Origin of the sequence: Ligilactobacillus saerimneri (assembly GCF_036689625.1) — a bacterium.
Classification (GTDB): Bacteria; Bacillota; Bacilli; order Lactobacillales; family Lactobacillaceae; genus Ligilactobacillus; species Ligilactobacillus saerimneri.
Window position 1 is genome coordinate 940,027 of sequence record NZ_CP144759.1, and the last position, 18,569, is coordinate 958,595.

Genomic DNA, 18,569 nt, shown 5'->3' on the forward strand with positions numbered 1-18,569 from the left:
GGCTTCCGGCAAGTCTATCTTGCCGACAAAAATGAACGCTTGCATTGCGCAAGACGTTACATTATCTTCTGAAACATATAGCGCACCTTGTCCAGGCGGCTGTTTGGACGGCGGGGCTGGATGACTGGCTTGCCGACAGCGGCCTGATACCCTTTCAGTTCTGTAAGGCATACGCTCTGCCCGTTGGTGTAAAAGGCCAGATCAGTACGGTATGCCTGTATACAGCGGGCGGGAATCTCGCCAGTAAAGACAACTTCATCCTTTTTTACCTGGACCGTTTCGATGGTGGCACAGTATTTCGGTGCATCATGATAAGCCCTGGAAAGATATTCCCGGGGCGCATAGAGGGTGAAGGAGAGATAAGGTTCCAGCAGTTGCGTCCCTGATTCCTTCAATGCCTGTTCCAATACAATCGGGGCCAATGAGCGGAAGTCCGCCGGCGTGCTGACCGGACTGTAATAAAGCCCGTATTCAAAGCAAATCTTACAGTCCGTTACGTTCCAGCCGAACAAGCCCTGCTCCAGCCCGTAACGGATACCATCCCTGACAGCGTTTTGAAAACTCTGGTTCAAGTATCCCAGCGAAACCCGGCTCTCGTATTGTACACCGGAGCCAAGCGGGAGTGGTGTAACAGACAGTCCGATGGATGCCCAAAACGGGTTGGGCGGCACCTCGATATGGATGGTGTGGCTGGCTGCTTTGAGCGGCCGCTCCATATAAATGACGGTGGGTTCCTTTACCACTGTTTCAAGCTTGTATTTTTCCGACAGCAAAGCGGAAACAACCTCCAACTGCACCCGGCCCAAAAAAGAAAGAATGATCTCATGGGTGATGGAATCCACCTCGTAGCGCAAAAGCGGGTCAGTATCCGCAAGTTGCGTAAGAGCGTCCAGCAGCCGTTCTCTTTGCGCTGCCGTTTTCGGCGCAATCGACGTCCGCAGCATGGGGAGGGGGTCCTCACGCCACCTTTTACGAGGGAGCCGGGTTGGGTCCCCTAATACATCGTTTAACCTCACGCTGTCGCTGGGAAGGATAACAATTTCACCCGGATAAGCGGTGTCTGTCCGAACAATTTCCCCTTTGGATGGAATACGCATCTCTGTGATTTTCAGCTTTTCTCTCCCGGCCAGGGCCACCGTATCCCGCAGGCGCAGCGTTCCGCTGTATAGCCGTAGATAGACACGCCGCTGGCCGCAATCTGTATACTCCACCTTGAAAACGCTGCCGCATAGGGCGGCGCTCCCCTGTTCCCCAATCGGTTGGAACAGCCCTGTCACCGCATCCATCAACGGTTGAATGCCAAGGCCCTTTTTGGCGCTGCCATAATAGACCGGGAACAGGGAGGCGTCTTGAACCCGCCGCTGTTCCTCCCGCACAAGTTTTTCCCGGCTGATTGGTTCTCCTGCGATATACTTTTCCAATAATTTATCGTTATTTTCGATGACCGCATCCCATGCTTCTATGTCGGTATTTTCCTCCAGGACTATTTCCGGGGACAGCGACACCGTCTGCTTGATGATAATATCGGCGGAGAGCTTATCCTGAACAGACTGAACCACGCTCTGCAAATCAACGCCAGCCTGGTCGATCTTGTTGATAAAGATAACGGTGGGAATGTTCATTTTCCGCAGGGCATGGAACAGAATACGGGTCTGGGCCTGCACGCCATCTTTAGCGGAGATCACCAAGATGGCCCCATCTAAAACAGCCAAAGAGCGGTACACCTCCGCCAAAAAATCCATGTGGCCGGGCGTATCCACAATGTTGACTTTACATCTGTGCCACTGGAAGGAAGTGACTGCCGCTTGAATGGTAATCCCACGCTGCCGCTCCAAAAACATGGTGTCCGTCCTCGTTGTCCCTTTTTCGATGCTCCCCGGTTCTGAAATGGCTCCGCTGGCATATAGCAGGCTCTCCGTCAAGGTCGTCTTTCCAGCGTCTACATGGGCAAGAATTCCAATATTGATTATTTTCATGTGATTGTCCTCCCTTTACTGCCCCGAAGGGCATAAAAATCCCCAGCAGTAAAATACTTTTACCACTGGGGATGATAATTTGCGGACATACACATATACAGCATACACCTGTTTGTGAGTGCTGTATATGGGGATATGTCAAAATTGATAAGGCAAAAGTATTCTTAAATTGGGTACAAAAAACTAAGCCCCTACAAAAGGGACTATCATAATCCTTTGTTCCCACTATTTGATTATAGTTTTATTTAATAATACCTTGCCGCATATTTTTTACTCCTTTTCTGGAATTGAATTATTATATCACATCAGTTTTAGGAAAACAAGTATCTAAAAGAAATTTTTCTTCCCCTTATATGTAACAATCATACCGGCTTCCTAACGTTCAGAATGGTTTCTACTGTCTGCTGCGGTGTTTGGTTGGAATTGTCCAGCCAAAAGCCGATCCGTGGTGTTGTCTGCATTTTACTAAATACAAATTCAATGTATACAGAAAGAAATATATAAGGAGTGGGAGGGATTCCGCCGTAGTCGGCATTGTAGGAAAATCCAAAAGTTTAGATTTTCTCAAAATGCTTATCTTTTGGTCTTTGGTTCGGAATAGTGTAGTGCTGGCGGTCTATCTATTGTTTTCGGTTGCTTGCTTCTTTACCGTACATGAGCATTGTTGCACGGGGTGGTACTAGCACTATCAGCACTACTATGATAGAATTGCATTAACTAATGCGAAAGCAATCTATGTTCGGATATGCGCGATTTATCGCAATCTTAAATAAAAAAGGAGATTTAAACAACTATGATTTTTAAAGTTTATTATCAACCATCCATGAAAATTAACCCACGGCGGGAAAACACCCGGTCGTTATATTTGGATGCCGATTCTGAAGTTAGTGCACGGCGTTTAGTGGAAGAAAACACAACCTACAATATTGAATACATCGAACAGCTCGATGAAAAGGCACTTGCTTATGAACAAGAAAGTCCTGACTTCAAAGTTACGGAGTTTAATGCGGAATGAAGAAGTTAAAGGTTAAGAATAACGAAACCGCCGTGTTTGCTGTTGGGGGGTTAGGTGAAATCGGGAAGAATACCTATGGTGTTCAGTTCCAAGATGAAATCATCCTGATTGATGCTGGGATCAAGTTCCCTGAAGATGACCTGCTTGGGATCGACTATGTCATTCCTGATTACCAATATTTAGTGGCTAACCGTGACAAGATCAAGGCGCTGGTTATCACCCACGGGCACGAAGACCACATTGGTGGTATTCCCTACCTCCTTCAACAAGTTAACGTTCCTATTTATGCTGGTCCGCTTGCATTAGCTCTTATCAAGAGCAAATTAGAAGAACATGGATTGCTCAGATCAACTAAATTACACGAAATTGATGAAGATACTGTTTTGAAGTTCCGCAAAACGAGTGTTTCTTTCTTCAGAACAACACACTCAATCCCCGATACCTTAGGGGTAGCTGTTAAGACTCCTTCTGGGACGATTGTTGAAACAGGGGACTTCAAGTTCGACCTGACACCGATCACCCACCAAGCACCAAACTTCCAAAAGATGGCGCGCTTAGGTGAAGAAGGTGTTTTGTGTCTCCTCTCTGACAGTACCAATGCTGAAGTACCTAACTTCACTAAGTCAGAACAATGGGTGGGTAAGTCAATCCACCGAATTTTTGAAAAAGTTGACGGAAGAATTATTTTTGCAACATTCGCTTCTAATATCTCCCGGGTCCAACAAGCTGTTTCTGCTGCCCTAGGCAAGGGACGCAAGATTGCCGTCTTTGGTCGGAGCATGGAAGCCGCCATCGAAAACGGGCGCCGTTTAGGTTACTTGGACATTCCTGATAAAGCTTTGATTTCTGCCAAGGAACTCAATAGCCTCCCTGCCAATAAGGTGATGATTTTATGTACGGGGTCCCAAGGTGAACCAATGGCCGCCCTTAGTCGGATTGCCAACGGTACTCACCGGCAAGTTTCCATTCACCCCGGAGATACGGTCGTCTTCTCTAGTCTTCCTATTCCTGGTAATACTTTAAGTGTTAACAAGGTAATCAATGAACTAGAAGAAGCCGGGGCTAATGTTATCCATGGGCGGATCAACAACATCCACGCTTCTGGTCACGGTGGTCAAGAAGAACAACGGTTAATGTTACGGTTGATCAAACCTAAATACTTCATGCCAATCCACGGTGAATACCGGATGCTCAAGATCCATACCGAATTGGCTGAACAATGTGGGGTCCCTGAGGAAAACTCCTTCATCCTGAAAAACGGTGATGTCCTCGCCCTCACTAAGGATAGTGCCCGCTATGCTGGTCATTTCAATGCCGATGATGTCTATGTTGATGGCTCAGGTGTTGGTGATATCGGTAACATCGTCCTCAAGGACCGGCGGATCTTATCCGAAGAAGGTTTGGTGGTAGTTGTTGCAACCATCGACATGAAGAAACGCCGCATTTTAGCTGGTCCAGACTTATTGTCACGAGGCTTCATCTATATGCGTGAATCTGGTGAACTGATCAACCAAGCCCGGAAGCAACTCTTCCGGTCGATTACCCGGTCACTCAAAGGTGACAAGGTAACTGAAGCTAAGATCAGAGAAAATATCATTGCTGACTTACAATCGTTCCTGTTTGACCAAACAGAACGCCACCCAATGATTTTGCCAATGCTGATTACTGTATAATTTCAATATATGTAAAGGCGCTCCATCTTCTCTCCTTACGGGGAGTGAATGGGGCGTTTTTTATTGGCTCAAATACGTAACCAGATTTATTTAGTTAGGTACTGGTAAATTTCTTCAATCTTAGTCACTATTCCTATTTTATAGTCAAAACCATTCCTTCCCTTCCTTGACGTCCTTCTGCTTTGCAAGCTACTATTAAATATAAAAGGATAATTATCGAAATTCTTTAGGGAAAATACCCGGGACGATATGGACTAACTGATTTTTCCTGAGTATAATTGAACAGTATTTAATTTACGGTGAGTTTTAGGAGGTTTCACTTTTCATGCGCAAATTCTTTGTTATTATTAATAAACATGCTAATAATGGGATCGCCGCCCAGAATTGGAGCATGACTGAAGAAGTGCTGCAGCACAAAAACATTCAGTATGACAAAAATTTTACAACGCAGCCTGGTGATGCCTATCAATTAGCGCACGATTTTGTCGCTACTACTCCGTCCCTAGCCTTGGAGAACTATGTCATCCTCGTAGTTGGCGGTGATGGCACCTTGAACGATACTATCAATGGTATCAAAGCCAGTGGTAAACAAGATGTCCCTGTTGCTTTCATTCCTTCCGGCAATAACAACAGCTTTGCTGCTGGGATCGGGATCGCTGCTTCACCACAAAAGGCGCTGGAGCAAGTCCTCAATGCTACCGAACCAACTTATTATGATATCGGTTCATACAGTGATACCCTTCACGGGGAAACGGGCTATTTCTTGAATGACTTTGGGATTGGAATCGACGCTTACATCGTCAGTCTCCAAAACCAAATGAAGAAACACCGGTTACTTCAAAAACTCCATTTGGGATTTATTCCCTACCTCATCAATATTTTTGAAGCGCATACCAACCAGGAGCCTTTCAACGTTCGGGTTCGAGTAGATAACCAATATGATTTTTATAAGCACGCCTACTTGGTAAACATTGCTAATCACCCATTTTATAATGGGCGCAATCTCCAGTTAACTCCCCAAGCAAATGCCAGTGACCACCAGTTAGACCTGATTATTTTCGAGAACATGAACATTTTCAATTTCATCTTATTAGGAATCATGATCTATTTCCGCAAACAGTTGAAACTGCCTTCTGTTCACTACTATAAAAAAGATGCTATTCATGTCAGCGTCAATTCGCTTGAGTTTAACCAGGTTGATGGTGAAGAAAAAGGAAATAAATATTTTGACGTTCTCTTCAAATCTGTCCGTTATCCTTTCTGGATCAACCCTAGCAGTATTCCGGTTAAAGAACGAGAAGAAAAATAATGCATCTAAATTGCGCGTGTTAGTGAATAAAGACCAAGGCTGGGAAAACCAATTTTTTAGATGAAACGATAGCAATAGCAACAAAAAGCACCAGAAATCAACGTTTTCAGTAACGTAGTTTCTAGTGCTTTTTTAATTTTATTTATCTAGCAAATCATACGGGGTAATTCCGTCCATCCCAATCATGGGGTCAACCTCTTCTTTAGTAACCACATCTGCGGTAAGGAGATATTCTTGACCATCCGGCTCTTGAACCATCTCCGTATTTAGATCATCTGTATTAGAACTCGCCTGTTGTGCAGTGATAGAAACTTCATCTGGCTTAAACAGTGCTAAAACCCATTGTGTGAGCGTCGTCTGCCGGCTCGATGTGTTTCGCGCTAAACTTTGCAAGTAAGCTTGTTTTTCTCCCAAGAGGATCAGCTTTTGCTGAGCCCGGGTTATCCCCGTATATAGCAAGTTACGAGCAAACATCCGTGCATACTGCATAACCATCGGAATAATCACAATCGGGAACTCACTCCCTTGACTCTTATGGATCGACATGCAATATGCCAAAGTTAGGTTTTTGAGTTCGGGACCGACAAATTCCACTTCGTTGCCATCAAAGTCAACAATAACTTTCCCCGCCACCTGCTCTGCTTTGTCCTTGTTGGTTGGTGTTATTCCAACCACTTTTCCTAAGTCGCCATTGAAAATGTTTTTCTCCGGTGTGTTAACAAGATGTAATACCCGGTCCCCAATTCGCAGGTGCTGGTTATTGAGCAAGACCTGTTTAGTTTGGGGTGTAGCTGGATTCATGAGGTCCTGAAGCAACCGGTTCAAGTTATCTATTCCCGCTACCCCACGGTACATTGGTGCTAATACCTGAATATCATCATAATTATTGCCCTTTCGGTGCGCTATCTCAATGATCCGCGTTACAGCGTTGGCAATCTGATTAGCATTACATTCAATAAATGAGCGGTCAGCCTTAGGCTGGGCAAAGTCAGCTGGGAGCTGACCATTCTTAATATTTTGCGCCAAAATTGAAATAGTTGACTGCTCATCTTGGCGGTAAATGTGCTTTAACTTAACTGTTGGTAGGACTTGACTAGCAATAAGATCCGAAAAGACCTGACCCGGTCCTACTGATGGCAGCTGGTCTTTATCACCCACCAAAATAACGTGCATGGTTGCCGGTACACTTTGGAGCAAATATTTCATTAGCGTTGTGTCTACCATCGATGTTTCATCAATAATCAAGACCTGCCCGTCCAATGTCTTTTCTTCTAAAGGCTGGTCGTCTAGCTTGTTGATCCCCAGTAAATGGTGAATCGTTGACGCTGGCAAGCCGGTAGTTTCAGTGATCCGCTTAGCTGCCCGTCCAGTTGGTGCTGCCAAAATAATTGGGAAGGGTTGGTCCTTTCGCTCATACTCACCAATATCCAACGAAAAATCATTGATTGCCGCAAATAAGGCCACAATTCCGTTGATGATGGTAGTTTTCCCTGTTCCTGGCCCGCCGGTTAACAGGAGGAACTTATTTTGGACTGCTGCCATGATTGCCTGCCGCTGTTCGTTGCCGAAGGTTATTCCTAGTTGGGCTTCTAACTTTGTCAGCTGTTTGTCTAACTGAGCCTGATCATACGGCGTGGCAGGTTCATCGTTGATCAGTCGGTAAACTTCCGTCGCTATATCTTTTTCGTTGTAATACAGAATTGGAGGGTAAATCCGGTCTGCGTCAGGAACTAGTTTCTTGTCGTGAGCTAACGCAACCATCTCATCTGCCACCTGTTCGGGATCAATTGCAATGTTGCGTCCTTTTTCCAAAAGATCGAGCGTTAATGCTATCAGGGGCTCAGCCGTCGTATATGTACTTCCATCTTCAAAGCACAAAAGTTGTAACGCATGGACTACTGCTGCTTGGATCCGCTTGGGGGCATCCGCCGCAATCCCCAATTGTGCTGCCAGTTGGTCGGCCCGCCCAAAGCCTAAGCCCGGAATATCAATTGCTAATTGGTACGGGTTGTCTTCCAAAACTTCAAAAACACGTTCTTTATATTGATTATAGATCTTAGCAGCCATACTACTAGAGAAGCCATAGCTATTGAGGCGGACAATAGCTTGCTCCACCCCGTTATTAGCTCGAACTTGATCCAATAAAACTGTGTATTGCTTTTTGCTAATGCCTAATTCATCCCTGGACGGAGGATTTTCCAAAAGTTTTTCAATAGTATTGTCTCCCAGTACCGTAACAATTTGCGTCGCTGTCTTCTTACCGATTCCCGGGAATTCATCACTAGAGAGATATGTAATCAACCCTTCGCGGCTTGAAGTGGCTACGTTTTGATAACTGACAGCTTTAAATTGCATCCCGTACTTGGCATGCTTGACTAACATTCCTTTAAAGCAATAGGTGTTACCTTCTTTTAAGTCCCCAAAATCACCAGTTATCGTTATATAATCATCATCCCAAGTCAAATCAGTTTCTTTGATGTGGACCCGAATAATCTTGAAAAAACTGTCTGGGGCCCGAAAGAAGATACTATCTACTTCACCTGTGACTGATCCATGCGTTGGGGTATCCCCCTGTTCGCCAAATAAAGTAAGTTCTGTATCTGCCATAACTCCTCCCCCTAGCTACTTTTTCTTAATCATGTTTACTTTGTCTGATCTTTTTGAGCTTGCATCTGCAGGAAACGTTCAATGTCTGCTAATTTAGCTTCTTTTTTCTGATAGAAAGCTGGGTCGAGCTGTTTAACCTTGATAAAGTACTGGTTATCATCCTTGCCTTGAGCCAAGTCCACTAAGCCTAATCCAAATAAAGCTTCGAGATCGTCTTCATGTTGGTTAACAACCTGTAAGAAGTATTCCTGGGCATGGGTAAAATCACCCAAAGCAACGAAAATATTGCCCATTAATGTAGCAGCTGGCGTTTGATCAGTGAGTTGGTCAGAGGCGGTCATGGCAAAAGCTAGTGCCTTTTGATAATCACTTTGTGCATAATATGCCTGGGCCATCATCAAGAACGCATCCCCCTTGAGCTGGTCATCTTTGACCATCTGGAACTCCTGAATTGCTTCAGCATACAACTCACTGGCATAATAAACGTTGCCTAACCCATAATGCAAAATATCCTGGCGTTGTGGCTGCTTTTCAAAAACATTCAATGCCCGCTTGAACAGCTCCTCAGCCTGCGGATAACTCTTTAACTTGGTTAAATATGCCCCCAAATTGTAATAAGCATGTTCATCATATGGATTAGCATCCACCTCAGCAATCAAACGTTTGATATTTTCCTGGGCTTGTTGCTTTTGTAACTCGCGTTCTTTCATAAAATACAAAAACTCCTTTTATCTTAGACAATATCGGTCGGATCAATCTTGCGGCGTAGGTAACTGGTTTTGTTCCAAGCAAGACACTTAAAACTTGCCCCCTGGTCCTTGGTTTCCAAAATAGTCGTACTGGTATTGGCTAAACCACCCCGCGCCCGAATTTCTGCCAATGGCACTCCGAGCATGTTACGGATCGCCGCACACAAAACTGCCCCATGACTGACAATCAAAATATTACCATCAGGATATTCCTGGGCTATTTTCTTTACTTCCGGCACAAACCGCGCAAAAACTTCTTGGAAGGTTTCTCCGCCAATGGTTGCGGGATCATACTTGTCTGGATGATGACGAAAACCATCTAATTCAGCTGGGTATTTCTCAGCGACAGCAGTGAACTTCATTCCTTCCATCTTGCCTAGGTTAAATTCACGGAAGGCATCCACAGGAATCACCTGCCCCTGATACTGGATGTTACGTGCAATCTCCTTGGCTGTAGTCCGCGCCCGTTTAATGGGACTGCAATAAATACCATCAAATTTGATCTGGGCCAAATACTTTCCTAATTGCGCAATTTCCTGGTAGCTTTGGGGTAGTAAGGGAGAATCACCCTTTGCCCCTTGGTAACGCCCTTCAAGATTCCATTCCGTCTTGCCATGACGGACAAAGTAAAATTTTGTCATCTTAGTCCCCTTCGCTTCGTTAATTAATGTCGCTTTCCATTATATCATTATGGAGGAGATCTTCACTGATTGATTAGAAAAACCTCAACTAACATCAACGCTAAAACTTTCCCAGGAATTAAAAAAGCCTAGCCTTACCTGAGTAAAGCTAGACCGCGTATCATTTATACATATTGTAATAACTGTGCTTGATCATCCACCAACTTATAAGCGTGGTCAATAGTCCCACTGCCTAGACATTCATCGCCATCATAAAGAACAACTTCCTGTCCTGGAGTAATAGCCCGAGCTGGTTCATCAAAGTAAACTGTCATCTGGGTCCGATCATCGTTGAAACGCACAGTAACCCCCACGTCTTTTTGCCGGTAACGGAATTTAGCAGTACAGTGGAACTCTTGGCCCCGGTCTGCAATTGGCGCTACAAAACTCAGATTCGAGGCTTCCAAATAGTTGGCATAGAGGTAATCATTTTCATAACCTTGTCCAACCAGTAAAGTATTAGTCTTTAGGTCCTTACCAACTACAAACCATGGTTCGTTGCTCTGACCATTGCCTCCGATGCCTAAGCCCCGGCGTTGACCAATTGTATAGTTCATCAAACCGAAGTGATCACCCTTGATTTCTCCATCCAGGGTTTTCATTTTTCCGGGCTGAGCTGGTAAAAATTCCCCCAAGAACTTGTTGAAATTCCGCTCACCGATAAAGCAAATTCCAGTTGAATCCTTCTTTTTAGCCGTAGCTAAGCCAGCTTCTTCAGCGATCCGGCGCACTTCATCCTTATGCATGCCACCAATTGGGAACATCACCCGTTGCAATTGGTCTTGACTTAACTGGCTCAGGAAGTAAGTCTGATCTTTGTTAGGATCACCACCCCGTAACATATGCACTGTTCCATCAGCATCGCGCCGCACCTGCGCATAGTGACCCATGGCAATATAATCCGCATCCAGCTTCATTGCATAGTCTAAAAATGCTTTGAACTTTACTTCTTTGTTGCACATGATATCAGGATTAGGCGTCCGCCCGCGCCGATATTCGTCCAAGAAGTACGTAAAAACACGGTCCCAATACTCTTTTTCAAAGTTTACCGAGTAATAAGGGATCCCGATTTTATTAGCAACTTTGGCAACATCTTCATAATCTTCAGTAACTGTACAAACACCACTATCCTTGGTATCATCCCAGTTCTTCATAAAGACGCCAACAACATCATAACCTTGTTGTTTTAAGAGATAGGCAGCAACAGAGGAGTCAACTCCCCCACTCATGCCGACAACAACCCGAATATTACTGTTGTCTTTCACAAAAACTCACCATCATTTCATTAAGATTCTGAATCTTCACGATTTGAAGGTCGTAAATTCAGTATTTGTCATTATATCATTAACTACCAGCTAAACCAACCATCTTTACTTCTTGATGAGGATATCGCGCTCTAATAATTCAGCCAGAATGTATTGTAACTGTTCCAACATGGCTGGATCGTCCCGCTTAAAAATATCGACTTGTTGCAAACCGCTAGCCGTGGTTGTCATTAATTTGAACTTCTTGAGATCTTTATTAACTGTCATTTTCAAATAAAAAGCTGCCTTGCCCGCATCTGGGTTAAGGGGCCGTTCTAATTGAAACTTGCCATTCTTCAGTTCTAAAAAACCAACATCTAATAAAGAATACCGTTTAATTTGCGGAGAAAGCCCGTAAACCTGACTATCTCCTTTGATTTGTGCTTCTGTTGTATATGCCATTTTCTTACCTCTTTAAGATCTTAACCAACGTTGCAACCGTCTGGGCAATATCTGCTTCAGTATTGTACGTGCCAAAACTAAACCGCACGGATTCACTGACCCGGGGAGAAGTACTCCCATACATTGCAGTCAGGACATGGGATGGTTCCAAACTACCCGCCGTACATGCTGAACCGGCAGAGGCAGATACCCCACCTAAATCAAGGTTGACCAATAGAGCATCACTTTGGTGTCCTTTAAACCAAATATTTAAAACGTGAGGCAGGTAGCCTGCACCATAGCCCCCGTTGACCTCAAAATCAATATCGTTAGCTTGTAGGCCTTGTAATAGCTGCTCTTTAAACTTGTTGAACTGTTCTCGCCGGGCATGTTTCTGCTCAGAAGTAGCTAATTCAACTGCCTTGGCGAACCCAGCAATCGCTGGGATATTCTCTGTTCCGGCCCGACGTTTCAATTCCTGGTCCCCACCTTTAATCAATGATGGGAACAACAAACCATCACGACGGTACAAGAAACCGAGAAACTTAGGGCCATTTAACTTGTGCGCTGAAGTTGACAAAAGATCAATATGATCAGCCTGAACATCAATATCGACTAGCCCATAAGCTTGCACGGCGTCAGTATGGAACCAAGCGTTAGTTGGGGCAACCAACTCACCGATCTCATGAATTGGCATCTGACTCCCAACCTCATTGTTCCCCATCATAATTGAAACTAAAATTGTATCGGGACGCAAAGCTGCCTTGAGATCAACTAAGTCAAGGTGCCCCGTTTCATCAACCGGTAGATATGTGACTTCAAAGCCTTGTTCTTCCAAATAAGCCATTGATTTCAACACGGCTTCGTGCTCAATTGCGGTTGTAATAATGTGACGTCCTACGCTTTTCCGCGCCATTGCCGTCTGAATGATCGCGGTATTGTCACTCTCTGTCCCCCCGCTGGTGAACTGAATTTCATCATCCAACCGCGCATTGATTGATTGTGCAATAACATGGCGACTTTGATCTAAAATATTGCGCGCTGCCCGCCCATGATAATTAATACTCGATGCATTACCAAAAACATTGGTCATGACATCGGTCATGCGGGCGATAACCTCAGGAGCCATAGGAGTGGTCCCCGCATTGTCTAAATAAATATGCTCCACTTTACTCACCTTTCTTTACTGCTAACATTTGCAGAATCATTTGTGCTGACCGCTTGCCAGCTTCAAGGATAAATTCATCAAAGCTTTGCCCGGCGTCTTCATCTCCGACATCTGACATTGCGCGAACAATGACGAACGGTAACTGGAATTGATGAGCCACCTGGGCAATAGCTGCTCCTTCCATCTCACAGCACAAAGCTTCTGGATAGATGGCTTTGATCGCTTGGATCTGAGCCTGTGATGATACAAACTGATCTCCGGATACAATCAAGCCTTCTTGGACATGCCAACCGGTTGCTTGAGCTGCCTGGCTAATTGTGGCCCGCAAAGCCGGATCCGCTGCAAACCGTTGGGGCTGTTGTGGTAGTTGGCCTGGTTCATAGCCAAATGCTGTGGCATCAGCATCATGGTAGGCGGCCATCGTTGACAAGACCAAGTCCCCGACGTGCAAGCCAGCCCCGATTCCTCCAGCAGAACCACTATTAATTACACAGTCAACATGGTAATTAACTGCTAGTAAGGCTGTCACAACACCGGCCTGAACTTTCCCAATTCCTGACCTAACCAAAACGACCTCATTGTCATTAATTTGTCCACTATAAAAAACAATTTTTCCGTACTCTTGCTCTTGAAGATTTTGCAAGTTATCACGTAACATGCGAATTTCTTCTTCCATTGCACAGATAATTCCGTACTTCATTCTCAATATTCCACCTTAAAAATTAATAAATCGCATAAACAAAAAGACTAAAATTATTAAAACGATCAAAATGATGATCGCCTTATTTAGTTTTCTTTTTAACCGCAGGGTCTTTTCTTCTGTGCTCAGCTGTTTTTCTTGTTCGATCTGGGACGACCGACTCCACTCAGTATCCAGTGGACCGGCGTCATCCGTTGAATCGAACGTAGTTGGGGCTGGATCCGCCTGGTCTGGCGTATCTTCGTCAAAGTGGCGTCCCCCACGCTTTTTCCATTTAAACTTCATTACTTATTTTCCTCGTGCTGCTGTAATTTCCAATACCAGATGGCGTTGATGGTTTTTGCATCACAAACCTCGCCCTGGACAATCAACTGCTCTGCTTCTGGCAAAGTCACCCACTGCAACCGCAAAAATTCCCCGGGATCTTGGGGACGGGCGTCAGCAACCGGACTGAGTTGATGTGCAACATAAAAATACATCTTTTCATCCGCAAAACCGGGAGATGTGTAATACGTGTTCACTAACTCAATTTTTTGGGCTTGTAAGCGGACTTCTTCATTCAATTCCCGCACCGCAGTTTTTTGGGGATCTTCACCCCGTTCGATTTTTCCAGCCGGAACCTCAGCCGTCACTTGTCGTAACGGTTCCCGCCACTGACGAACTAATAACATTCGGTTTTGATCATCTACTACCAAAACACAAACTGCCCCCTGGTGGCGAACAATCTCACGAAAAGCCTGCTGTCCATCTGGGGTTAGGACTGTTTCCCGTTCTACCCGGATGATTTTTCCGTTATAGATTTCTTCACTACTGAGCTTTTTTTCTTGTAAATCCATCTACTTGCCCTCTTTCAAAGCAGTCACAAATTGCTTATAAGCAGTTTGTTCACCGGTATCCGCCCATACAACGTGGGTAAAGTTTCCAGCTAAAGCTTCTGTTACCGGAAGTTCTACCGTAGCAGTTTCTGTTGCATTCCCAATTAAGGAGATCCAGTAAGATTGGTCAGGCTTTTGGTGGATAATTGTCTTAACCATGCCCCCAGGGTTGATAACTTGGATCGTCTGTTCAAGTCCCGTCTGTTCCCCATGCACAAGGTAGTAAATCAGGCTGGAAGCCGACATTCCTGTCCCACAGGCATTGGTATAACCTACACCACGTTCAAAGGTACGCACAAATAATTTGTTTGGTCCCAGGATCTCAATGAAACTAACGTTGACCCCATCCGGGAAAAGCGGGTTCTGACCATCATTTAAGTAACGCCCAATCTCCCCGAGCTTGTCACCACTGATAGTTTCATGGTCAACAAAAGCAATCAAATGCGGATTAGGAACCGCAACTGCTGAAAATTTAATTGTCGTTGATAGTTCAGGAATGTAGTCATTCAATAATTGTTCTTTACCAATGTGCATCCCCAAATCTGGAGCTACAAACGAAACCGGGGAGATTTCAGCTGCAAACGCTGGCACTCCGGCTGCAAATGGTTCTGTCCGCTTAACCTCTAAATCAGCATACATTGTCTGAATCTTGAAATCATCCCGACCAGTCTTTTCACTGAGGTACCGCGCCACTGTCCGGATACCGTTCCCACACATGCTGGCTTCACTACCATCAGCATTAATCACCCGCATCCGACCGTTGGTTCCTTCGTGCCCACGGGTGACATAGAGCACACCATCAGCCCCACCATGAAGACCGTTCCTACGATCACACAACTTACGCGCCAATTCCCGTAACTCTTGGTCCGTAATTGTTTGTTCTAAGCTTTCTTCATCTAAAATAAAAAAGTCATTTTCAGACCCATGAACTTTGAGTAATTGCATCTTTTGCCGCCTCACCTTTTGTTAAAAGTAACATTCGTGTTACCATCTTAGCAAAAATTCACTAAAAGATACAGTTTAAGCCTTGGATCACTGAAGTAACTGCAACGAGCAATAATTATTACTCTAAGGTTATGCATAAAAAGCGTGCTCCACAATCGTTAGAACTTTGTCTAACAGTTGTGAAGCACATTGACCTACAAATATTTTAATTAATCGTCAAAATATCTTCCAAAGGCATACGCGTTGATTTAATTATATTGACTACCGCTTCTTGATCACCATAACCTAACCCAATTCCTATAATAATATCTTCATTATCTTGATATTTCAACAAAAAGAAAAAAGCATGCACATTTCTGTACATGCTTTTTAATGAATTGTTTATTCTAAACCAGTTGTCACTGTTTCAGGGAAGTTTTCCCGAACAATGTGGGCACAGTTAGCACACAGAGTTGGATATACTTCATCAGATCCAACATCCTGGGTAATCCGCCGGCACCGGTCGCAAACTTCACCAGCAGCATGAGCGACAGTTACTGCCACGTCATCGCCAAACCGAGTTGCAGTATCGTCAGCTTGATCTAGTGGTAAGACTTTCAACTGAGATACAATCAATGCTTGCCGCACATCAGCATCAAGACTTTCTAAGTCCTTTTGGACACCAGGAGCAACATACAACTTAACTGCAGCTTCGAAGGACTTTCCGATCACTTTGTCGTTCCGCGCATCTTCTAAGGCCTTGTATACATCGGAACGAACATTCATGAAGCGGGCCCAGTTTTCCAAAATGGCCTGTTCCCCATCATAATGTTCTACCGCTGGCATTTCGGAAAGGTAGGCATATTCTTCAGCTTCCTTCAAATATTCCCATACTTCTTCCGTTGTATGTGGCAACACTGGAGTCAACAGCTTAGTCAGCCGCACAGCAATGTCATATAAAACAGTTTGCATAGAACGCCGCTTAGCACTGTCAGCTGCTTCAATGTAGACTACGTCCTTAGCCACATTCATGTAGAAAGCAGACAAGTCTGAAATGATGAAGTTCATCGTCTTCTTGTAAATATCCATGAAGGCATAATTTGCATAATCATCTAAGATTTCTTTAGTGAAATGGTTAGCCTTAACCAACATATACTTATCGATACTTTCCAAGTCAGCAAACGCTACCCGGTCAGCTTGAGGGTCAAAGTCAGCTGTGTTAGCCAGCAAGAACCGCAACGTATTCCGTACCTTTCGGTATGATTCGGAAATTTGTTGGAAGCTTCCCATTGATACCCGTACGTCAGCGGAAGTATCAACACTTAATACCCAGAGGCGGATGATTTCTGCCCCCATTTGCTTAATAACTTTTTCGGGCACAATAGTGTTGCCCAAAGACTTACTCATCTTCCGCCCTTGCTTATCCAGTGTGAAGCCTTGGGATAAGATTTCCCGGTAAGGAGCTTGACCAGAATAAGCAACACTGGTAATCAAACTGGAGTTGAACCAGCCCCGGTATTGGTCAGAACCTTCTAAGTACAAATCAGAAGGATATGTCAAACCATCACGAGTGGCCAAAACACCTTGGTGTGAAGAACCAGAGTCAAACCAAACGTCCATGATGTCAGTTTCCTTGGTAAAGACACCATTTGGTGAGTGTTCACTGGTAAAGCCTTCTGGCAAGAGATCTTTTGCTTCCCGTTCGAACCAAACGTTAGATCCGTATTGTTCTACCAAGTCAGCTACATGGTCAATTGTTTCCTTGGTCATGATTGGAGTCCCATCTTCAGCATAGAAGATTGGCAATGGAACACCCCAAACCCGTTGCCGGGAAATTACCCAGTCACCCCGGTCGCGGATCATATTGTACAAACGTTTTTGACCCCATTCTGGGTGGAACTTAACTTCAGAGATAGCATCAAGGATGTCTTGTCTAATCTTGTCGACCGAAGCAAACCATTGTGGTGTAGCCCGGAAAATGATTGGCTTTTTAGTCCGCCAGTCAAATGGATAGCTGTGGTTGTATTCCATTTGCTTAATTAATAAGCCGGCCTTACTTAACTTATCTAAGGCGATATCGTTGGCATCTTCATAAAAGACCCCGGCAAAGTCAGCCCCAGCTTCATCAGTCAAATATCCTTGGTCATTGACTGGCACAAAGATTGGCAACCCGTATTGCTTACCAACATTAAAGTCGTCTTCACCAAAACCAGGTGCGGTGTGAACCAAACCGGTCCCGGCTTCAAGCGTAACGAAGTCGCCAAGCATTACGATGAGTTCTTTTTCAGGATAGAATGGGTGCTGAGTCTTAACTAATTCTAATTCTTCACCCTTAACAACCTTAACGGTTTCATAATCTTCCCAGCCAAACAATTCTGCGTCTTTAGCAACCAGTTCCGTTGCAATCACAAACTTGCGGTCATCATTAGCTGGCTTAACAACTGAGTAGTTGAACTTGGCATCGATAGTTACCCCTTCTGAACCAGGAATAGTCCATGGTGTCGTAGTCCATACTACTAAGTATGTATCATTGTCCAAAACGCCTTTGCCATCAATTACCTTTTCAGCAAAGAATGCGGATGGAGAAGTTACATCATGATATTCTACTTCTGCTTCGGCCAGGGCTGATTCTGATGACCATGACCAGAAAACAGGCTTCTTCCCTTTGTAGATCAAGCCCTTTTCTGCCATCTTACCGAAAACCCGAATTTGTTGGGCTTCATATTGTGGATCCAAAGTTACATATGGATGATCCCAATCAGCTGAAACACCCAACCGCTTGAAATCTTTTCTTTGCATGCTAACTTGCTTCAAGGCATATTCACGACATTTTTCCCGGAATTCTGCCACAGACAGGGTCTTGCGATCAACACCTGCTTTTTTCAATTGTTGTTCAATTGGTAACCCGTGAGTATCCCATCCCGGTACATATGGGGAGCTAAACCCACTCATTGACTTGGAACGCACGATAAAGTCCTTAGAAATCTTATTCATGGCGTGTCCCATGTGAATGTTCCCATTAGCATATGGAGGGCCATCATGCAAAATAAATGTTGGTTTACCTTCGTTTAACTTTTGCCGTTGTTCGTAAACCTTATTTTCTTCCCAAATATTTTCCCGCTCAGCTTCTTTTACTGGCAGGTTACCACGCATTGGAAATTTGGTGCGCCCAATGTTAAGGGTATCTTTGATCTTCATCTCTCCATCT

General features: G+C 44.5%; 15 protein-coding genes. 3 read left to right on the plus strand and 12 right to left on the minus strand.

What is annotated here, in order from left to right:
• Window positions 1-56: 56 nt before the first annotated feature.
• The gene (gene tet(W) / locus V3C97_RS04535) at window positions 57-1,976 is read right to left on the minus strand and encodes a tetracycline resistance ribosomal protection protein Tet(W) (RefSeq protein WP_338433861.1); all 1,920 of its coding nucleotides are present in this window, start codon (window positions 1,974-1,976) and stop codon (window positions 57-59) included.
• A 793-nt stretch (window positions 1,977-2,769) separates the two neighbouring features.
• Here tet(W) and V3C97_RS04540 point away from each other — a divergent pair.
• The 3 genes from V3C97_RS04540 to V3C97_RS04550 all read left to right on the plus strand — a co-directional run bounded on the left by V3C97_RS04540 (window position 2,770) and on the right by V3C97_RS04550 (window position 5,973).
• A complete protein-coding gene (locus V3C97_RS04540) occupies window positions 2,770-2,991 on the plus strand; it encodes a DNA-directed RNA polymerase subunit epsilon (RefSeq protein ID WP_338433862.1) in 222 nt (73 codons plus the stop codon).
• On the plus strand, window positions 2,988-4,664 hold the full coding sequence (rnjA, locus tag V3C97_RS04545) for a ribonuclease J1 (RefSeq protein ID WP_009551846.1): 1,677 nt from the start codon (window positions 2,988-2,990) through the stop codon (window positions 4,662-4,664). Before V3C97_RS04540 ends, rnjA begins: the two co-directional genes overlap by 4 nt.
• Window positions 4,665-4,989: 325 nt before the next feature.
• Complete coding sequence (locus V3C97_RS04550) at window positions 4,990-5,973, plus strand: diacylglycerol/lipid kinase family protein (protein WP_338433863.1); 984 nt, start codon at window positions 4,990-4,992, stop codon at window positions 5,971-5,973.
• A gap of 138 nt (window positions 5,974-6,111) precedes the next feature.
• On the opposite strand, the gene V3C97_RS04555 is transcribed toward V3C97_RS04550, so the two are convergent.
• The 11 genes from V3C97_RS04555 to ileS all read right to left on the minus strand — a co-directional run bounded on the left by V3C97_RS04555 (window position 6,112) and on the right by ileS (window position 18,559).
• Window positions 6,112-8,580, minus strand: coding sequence for an ATP-dependent RecD-like DNA helicase (locus V3C97_RS04555; protein WP_338433864.1), 2,469 nt, complete (start codon window positions 8,578-8,580; stop codon window positions 6,112-6,114).
• A 35-nt stretch (window positions 8,581-8,615) separates the two neighbouring features.
• Complete coding sequence (locus V3C97_RS04560) at window positions 8,616-9,290, minus strand: tetratricopeptide repeat protein (protein ID WP_338433865.1); 675 nt, start codon at window positions 9,288-9,290, stop codon at window positions 8,616-8,618.
• 23 nt (window positions 9,291-9,313) lie between these two features.
• The gene (locus V3C97_RS04565; RefSeq protein WP_338433866.1) at window positions 9,314-9,970 is read right to left on the minus strand and encodes a histidine phosphatase family protein; all 657 of its coding nucleotides are present in this window, start codon (window positions 9,968-9,970) and stop codon (window positions 9,314-9,316) included.
• A gap of 164 nt (window positions 9,971-10,134) precedes the next feature.
• A complete protein-coding gene (mnmA, locus tag V3C97_RS04570) occupies window positions 10,135-11,274 on the minus strand; it encodes a tRNA 2-thiouridine(34) synthase MnmA (protein ID WP_009551863.1) in 1,140 nt (379 codons plus the stop codon).
• Between the two features lie 105 nt (window positions 11,275-11,379).
• Window positions 11,380-11,715: a cysteine desulfurase gene (locus V3C97_RS04575; protein ID WP_338433867.1), complete on the minus strand. Its 336-nt coding sequence runs from the start codon at window positions 11,713-11,715 to the stop codon at window positions 11,380-11,382.
• 4 nt (window positions 11,716-11,719) lie between these two features.
• Window positions 11,720-12,862 (minus strand): cysteine desulfurase family protein, encoded by a 1,143-nt coding sequence (locus V3C97_RS04580; RefSeq protein WP_338433868.1) that lies wholly within the window; start codon window positions 12,860-12,862, stop codon window positions 11,720-11,722.
• Between the two features lies 1 nt (window position 12,863).
• The gene (locus tag V3C97_RS04585; RefSeq protein ID WP_338433869.1) at window positions 12,864-13,562 is read right to left on the minus strand and encodes a 5'-methylthioadenosine/adenosylhomocysteine nucleosidase; all 699 of its coding nucleotides are present in this window, start codon (window positions 13,560-13,562) and stop codon (window positions 12,864-12,866) included.
• A gap of 15 nt (window positions 13,563-13,577) precedes the next feature.
• On the minus strand, window positions 13,578-13,847 hold the full coding sequence (locus V3C97_RS04590; RefSeq protein WP_338433870.1) for a hypothetical protein: 270 nt from the start codon (window positions 13,845-13,847) through the stop codon (window positions 13,578-13,580).
• The gene (locus V3C97_RS04595; protein WP_338433871.1) at window positions 13,847-14,398 is read right to left on the minus strand and encodes an NUDIX hydrolase; all 552 of its coding nucleotides are present in this window, start codon (window positions 14,396-14,398) and stop codon (window positions 13,847-13,849) included. Before V3C97_RS04595 ends, V3C97_RS04590 begins: the two co-directional genes overlap by 1 nt.
• Window positions 14,399-15,382 (minus strand): diaminopimelate epimerase, encoded by a 984-nt coding sequence (dapF, locus tag V3C97_RS04600; protein WP_338433872.1) that lies wholly within the window; start codon window positions 15,380-15,382, stop codon window positions 14,399-14,401. It abuts the gene before it with no gap.
• Window positions 15,383-15,763: 381 nt separating this feature from the next.
• On the minus strand, window positions 15,764-18,559 hold the full coding sequence (ileS, locus tag V3C97_RS04605) for an isoleucine--tRNA ligase (RefSeq protein WP_338433873.1): 2,796 nt from the start codon (window positions 18,557-18,559) through the stop codon (window positions 15,764-15,766).
• Window positions 18,560-18,569: the final 10 nt, after the last annotated feature.

Coding starts and splice junctions, on each gene's coding strand:
- V3C97_RS04540 (WP_338433862.1), top strand. CDS start 2,770: ATGATTTTTAAAGTTTATTATCAACCATCCATGAAAATTAACCCACGG.
- rnjA (WP_009551846.1), top strand. CDS start 2,988: ATGAAGAAGTTAAAGGTTAAGAATAACGAAACCGCCGTGTTTGCTGTT.
- V3C97_RS04550 (WP_338433863.1), top strand. CDS start 4,990: ATGCGCAAATTCTTTGTTATTATTAATAAACATGCTAATAATGGGATC.
- V3C97_RS04555 (WP_338433864.1), bottom strand. CDS start 8,580: ATGGCAGATACAGAACTTACTTTATTTGGCGAACAGGGGGATACCCCA.
- V3C97_RS04560 (WP_338433865.1), bottom strand. CDS start 9,290: ATGAAAGAACGCGAGTTACAAAAGCAACAAGCCCAGGAAAATATCAAA.
- V3C97_RS04565 (WP_338433866.1), bottom strand. CDS start 9,970: ATGACAAAATTTTACTTTGTCCGTCATGGCAAGACGGAATGGAATCTT.
- V3C97_RS04575 (WP_338433867.1), bottom strand. CDS start 11,715: ATGGCATATACAACAGAAGCACAAATCAAAGGAGATAGTCAGGTTTAC.
- V3C97_RS04585 (WP_338433869.1), bottom strand. CDS start 13,562: ATGAAGTACGGAATTATCTGTGCAATGGAAGAAGAAATTCGCATGTTA.
- V3C97_RS04590 (WP_338433870.1), bottom strand. CDS start 13,847: ATGAAGTTTAAATGGAAAAAGCGTGGGGGACGCCACTTTGACGAAGAT.
- V3C97_RS04595 (WP_338433871.1), bottom strand. CDS start 14,398: ATGGATTTACAAGAAAAAAAGCTCAGTAGTGAAGAAATCTATAACGGA.
- dapF (WP_338433872.1), bottom strand. CDS start 15,382: ATGCAATTACTCAAAGTTCATGGGTCTGAAAATGACTTTTTTATTTTA.
- ileS (WP_338433873.1), bottom strand. CDS start 18,559: ATGAAGATCAAAGATACCCTTAACATTGGGCGCACCAAATTTCCAATG.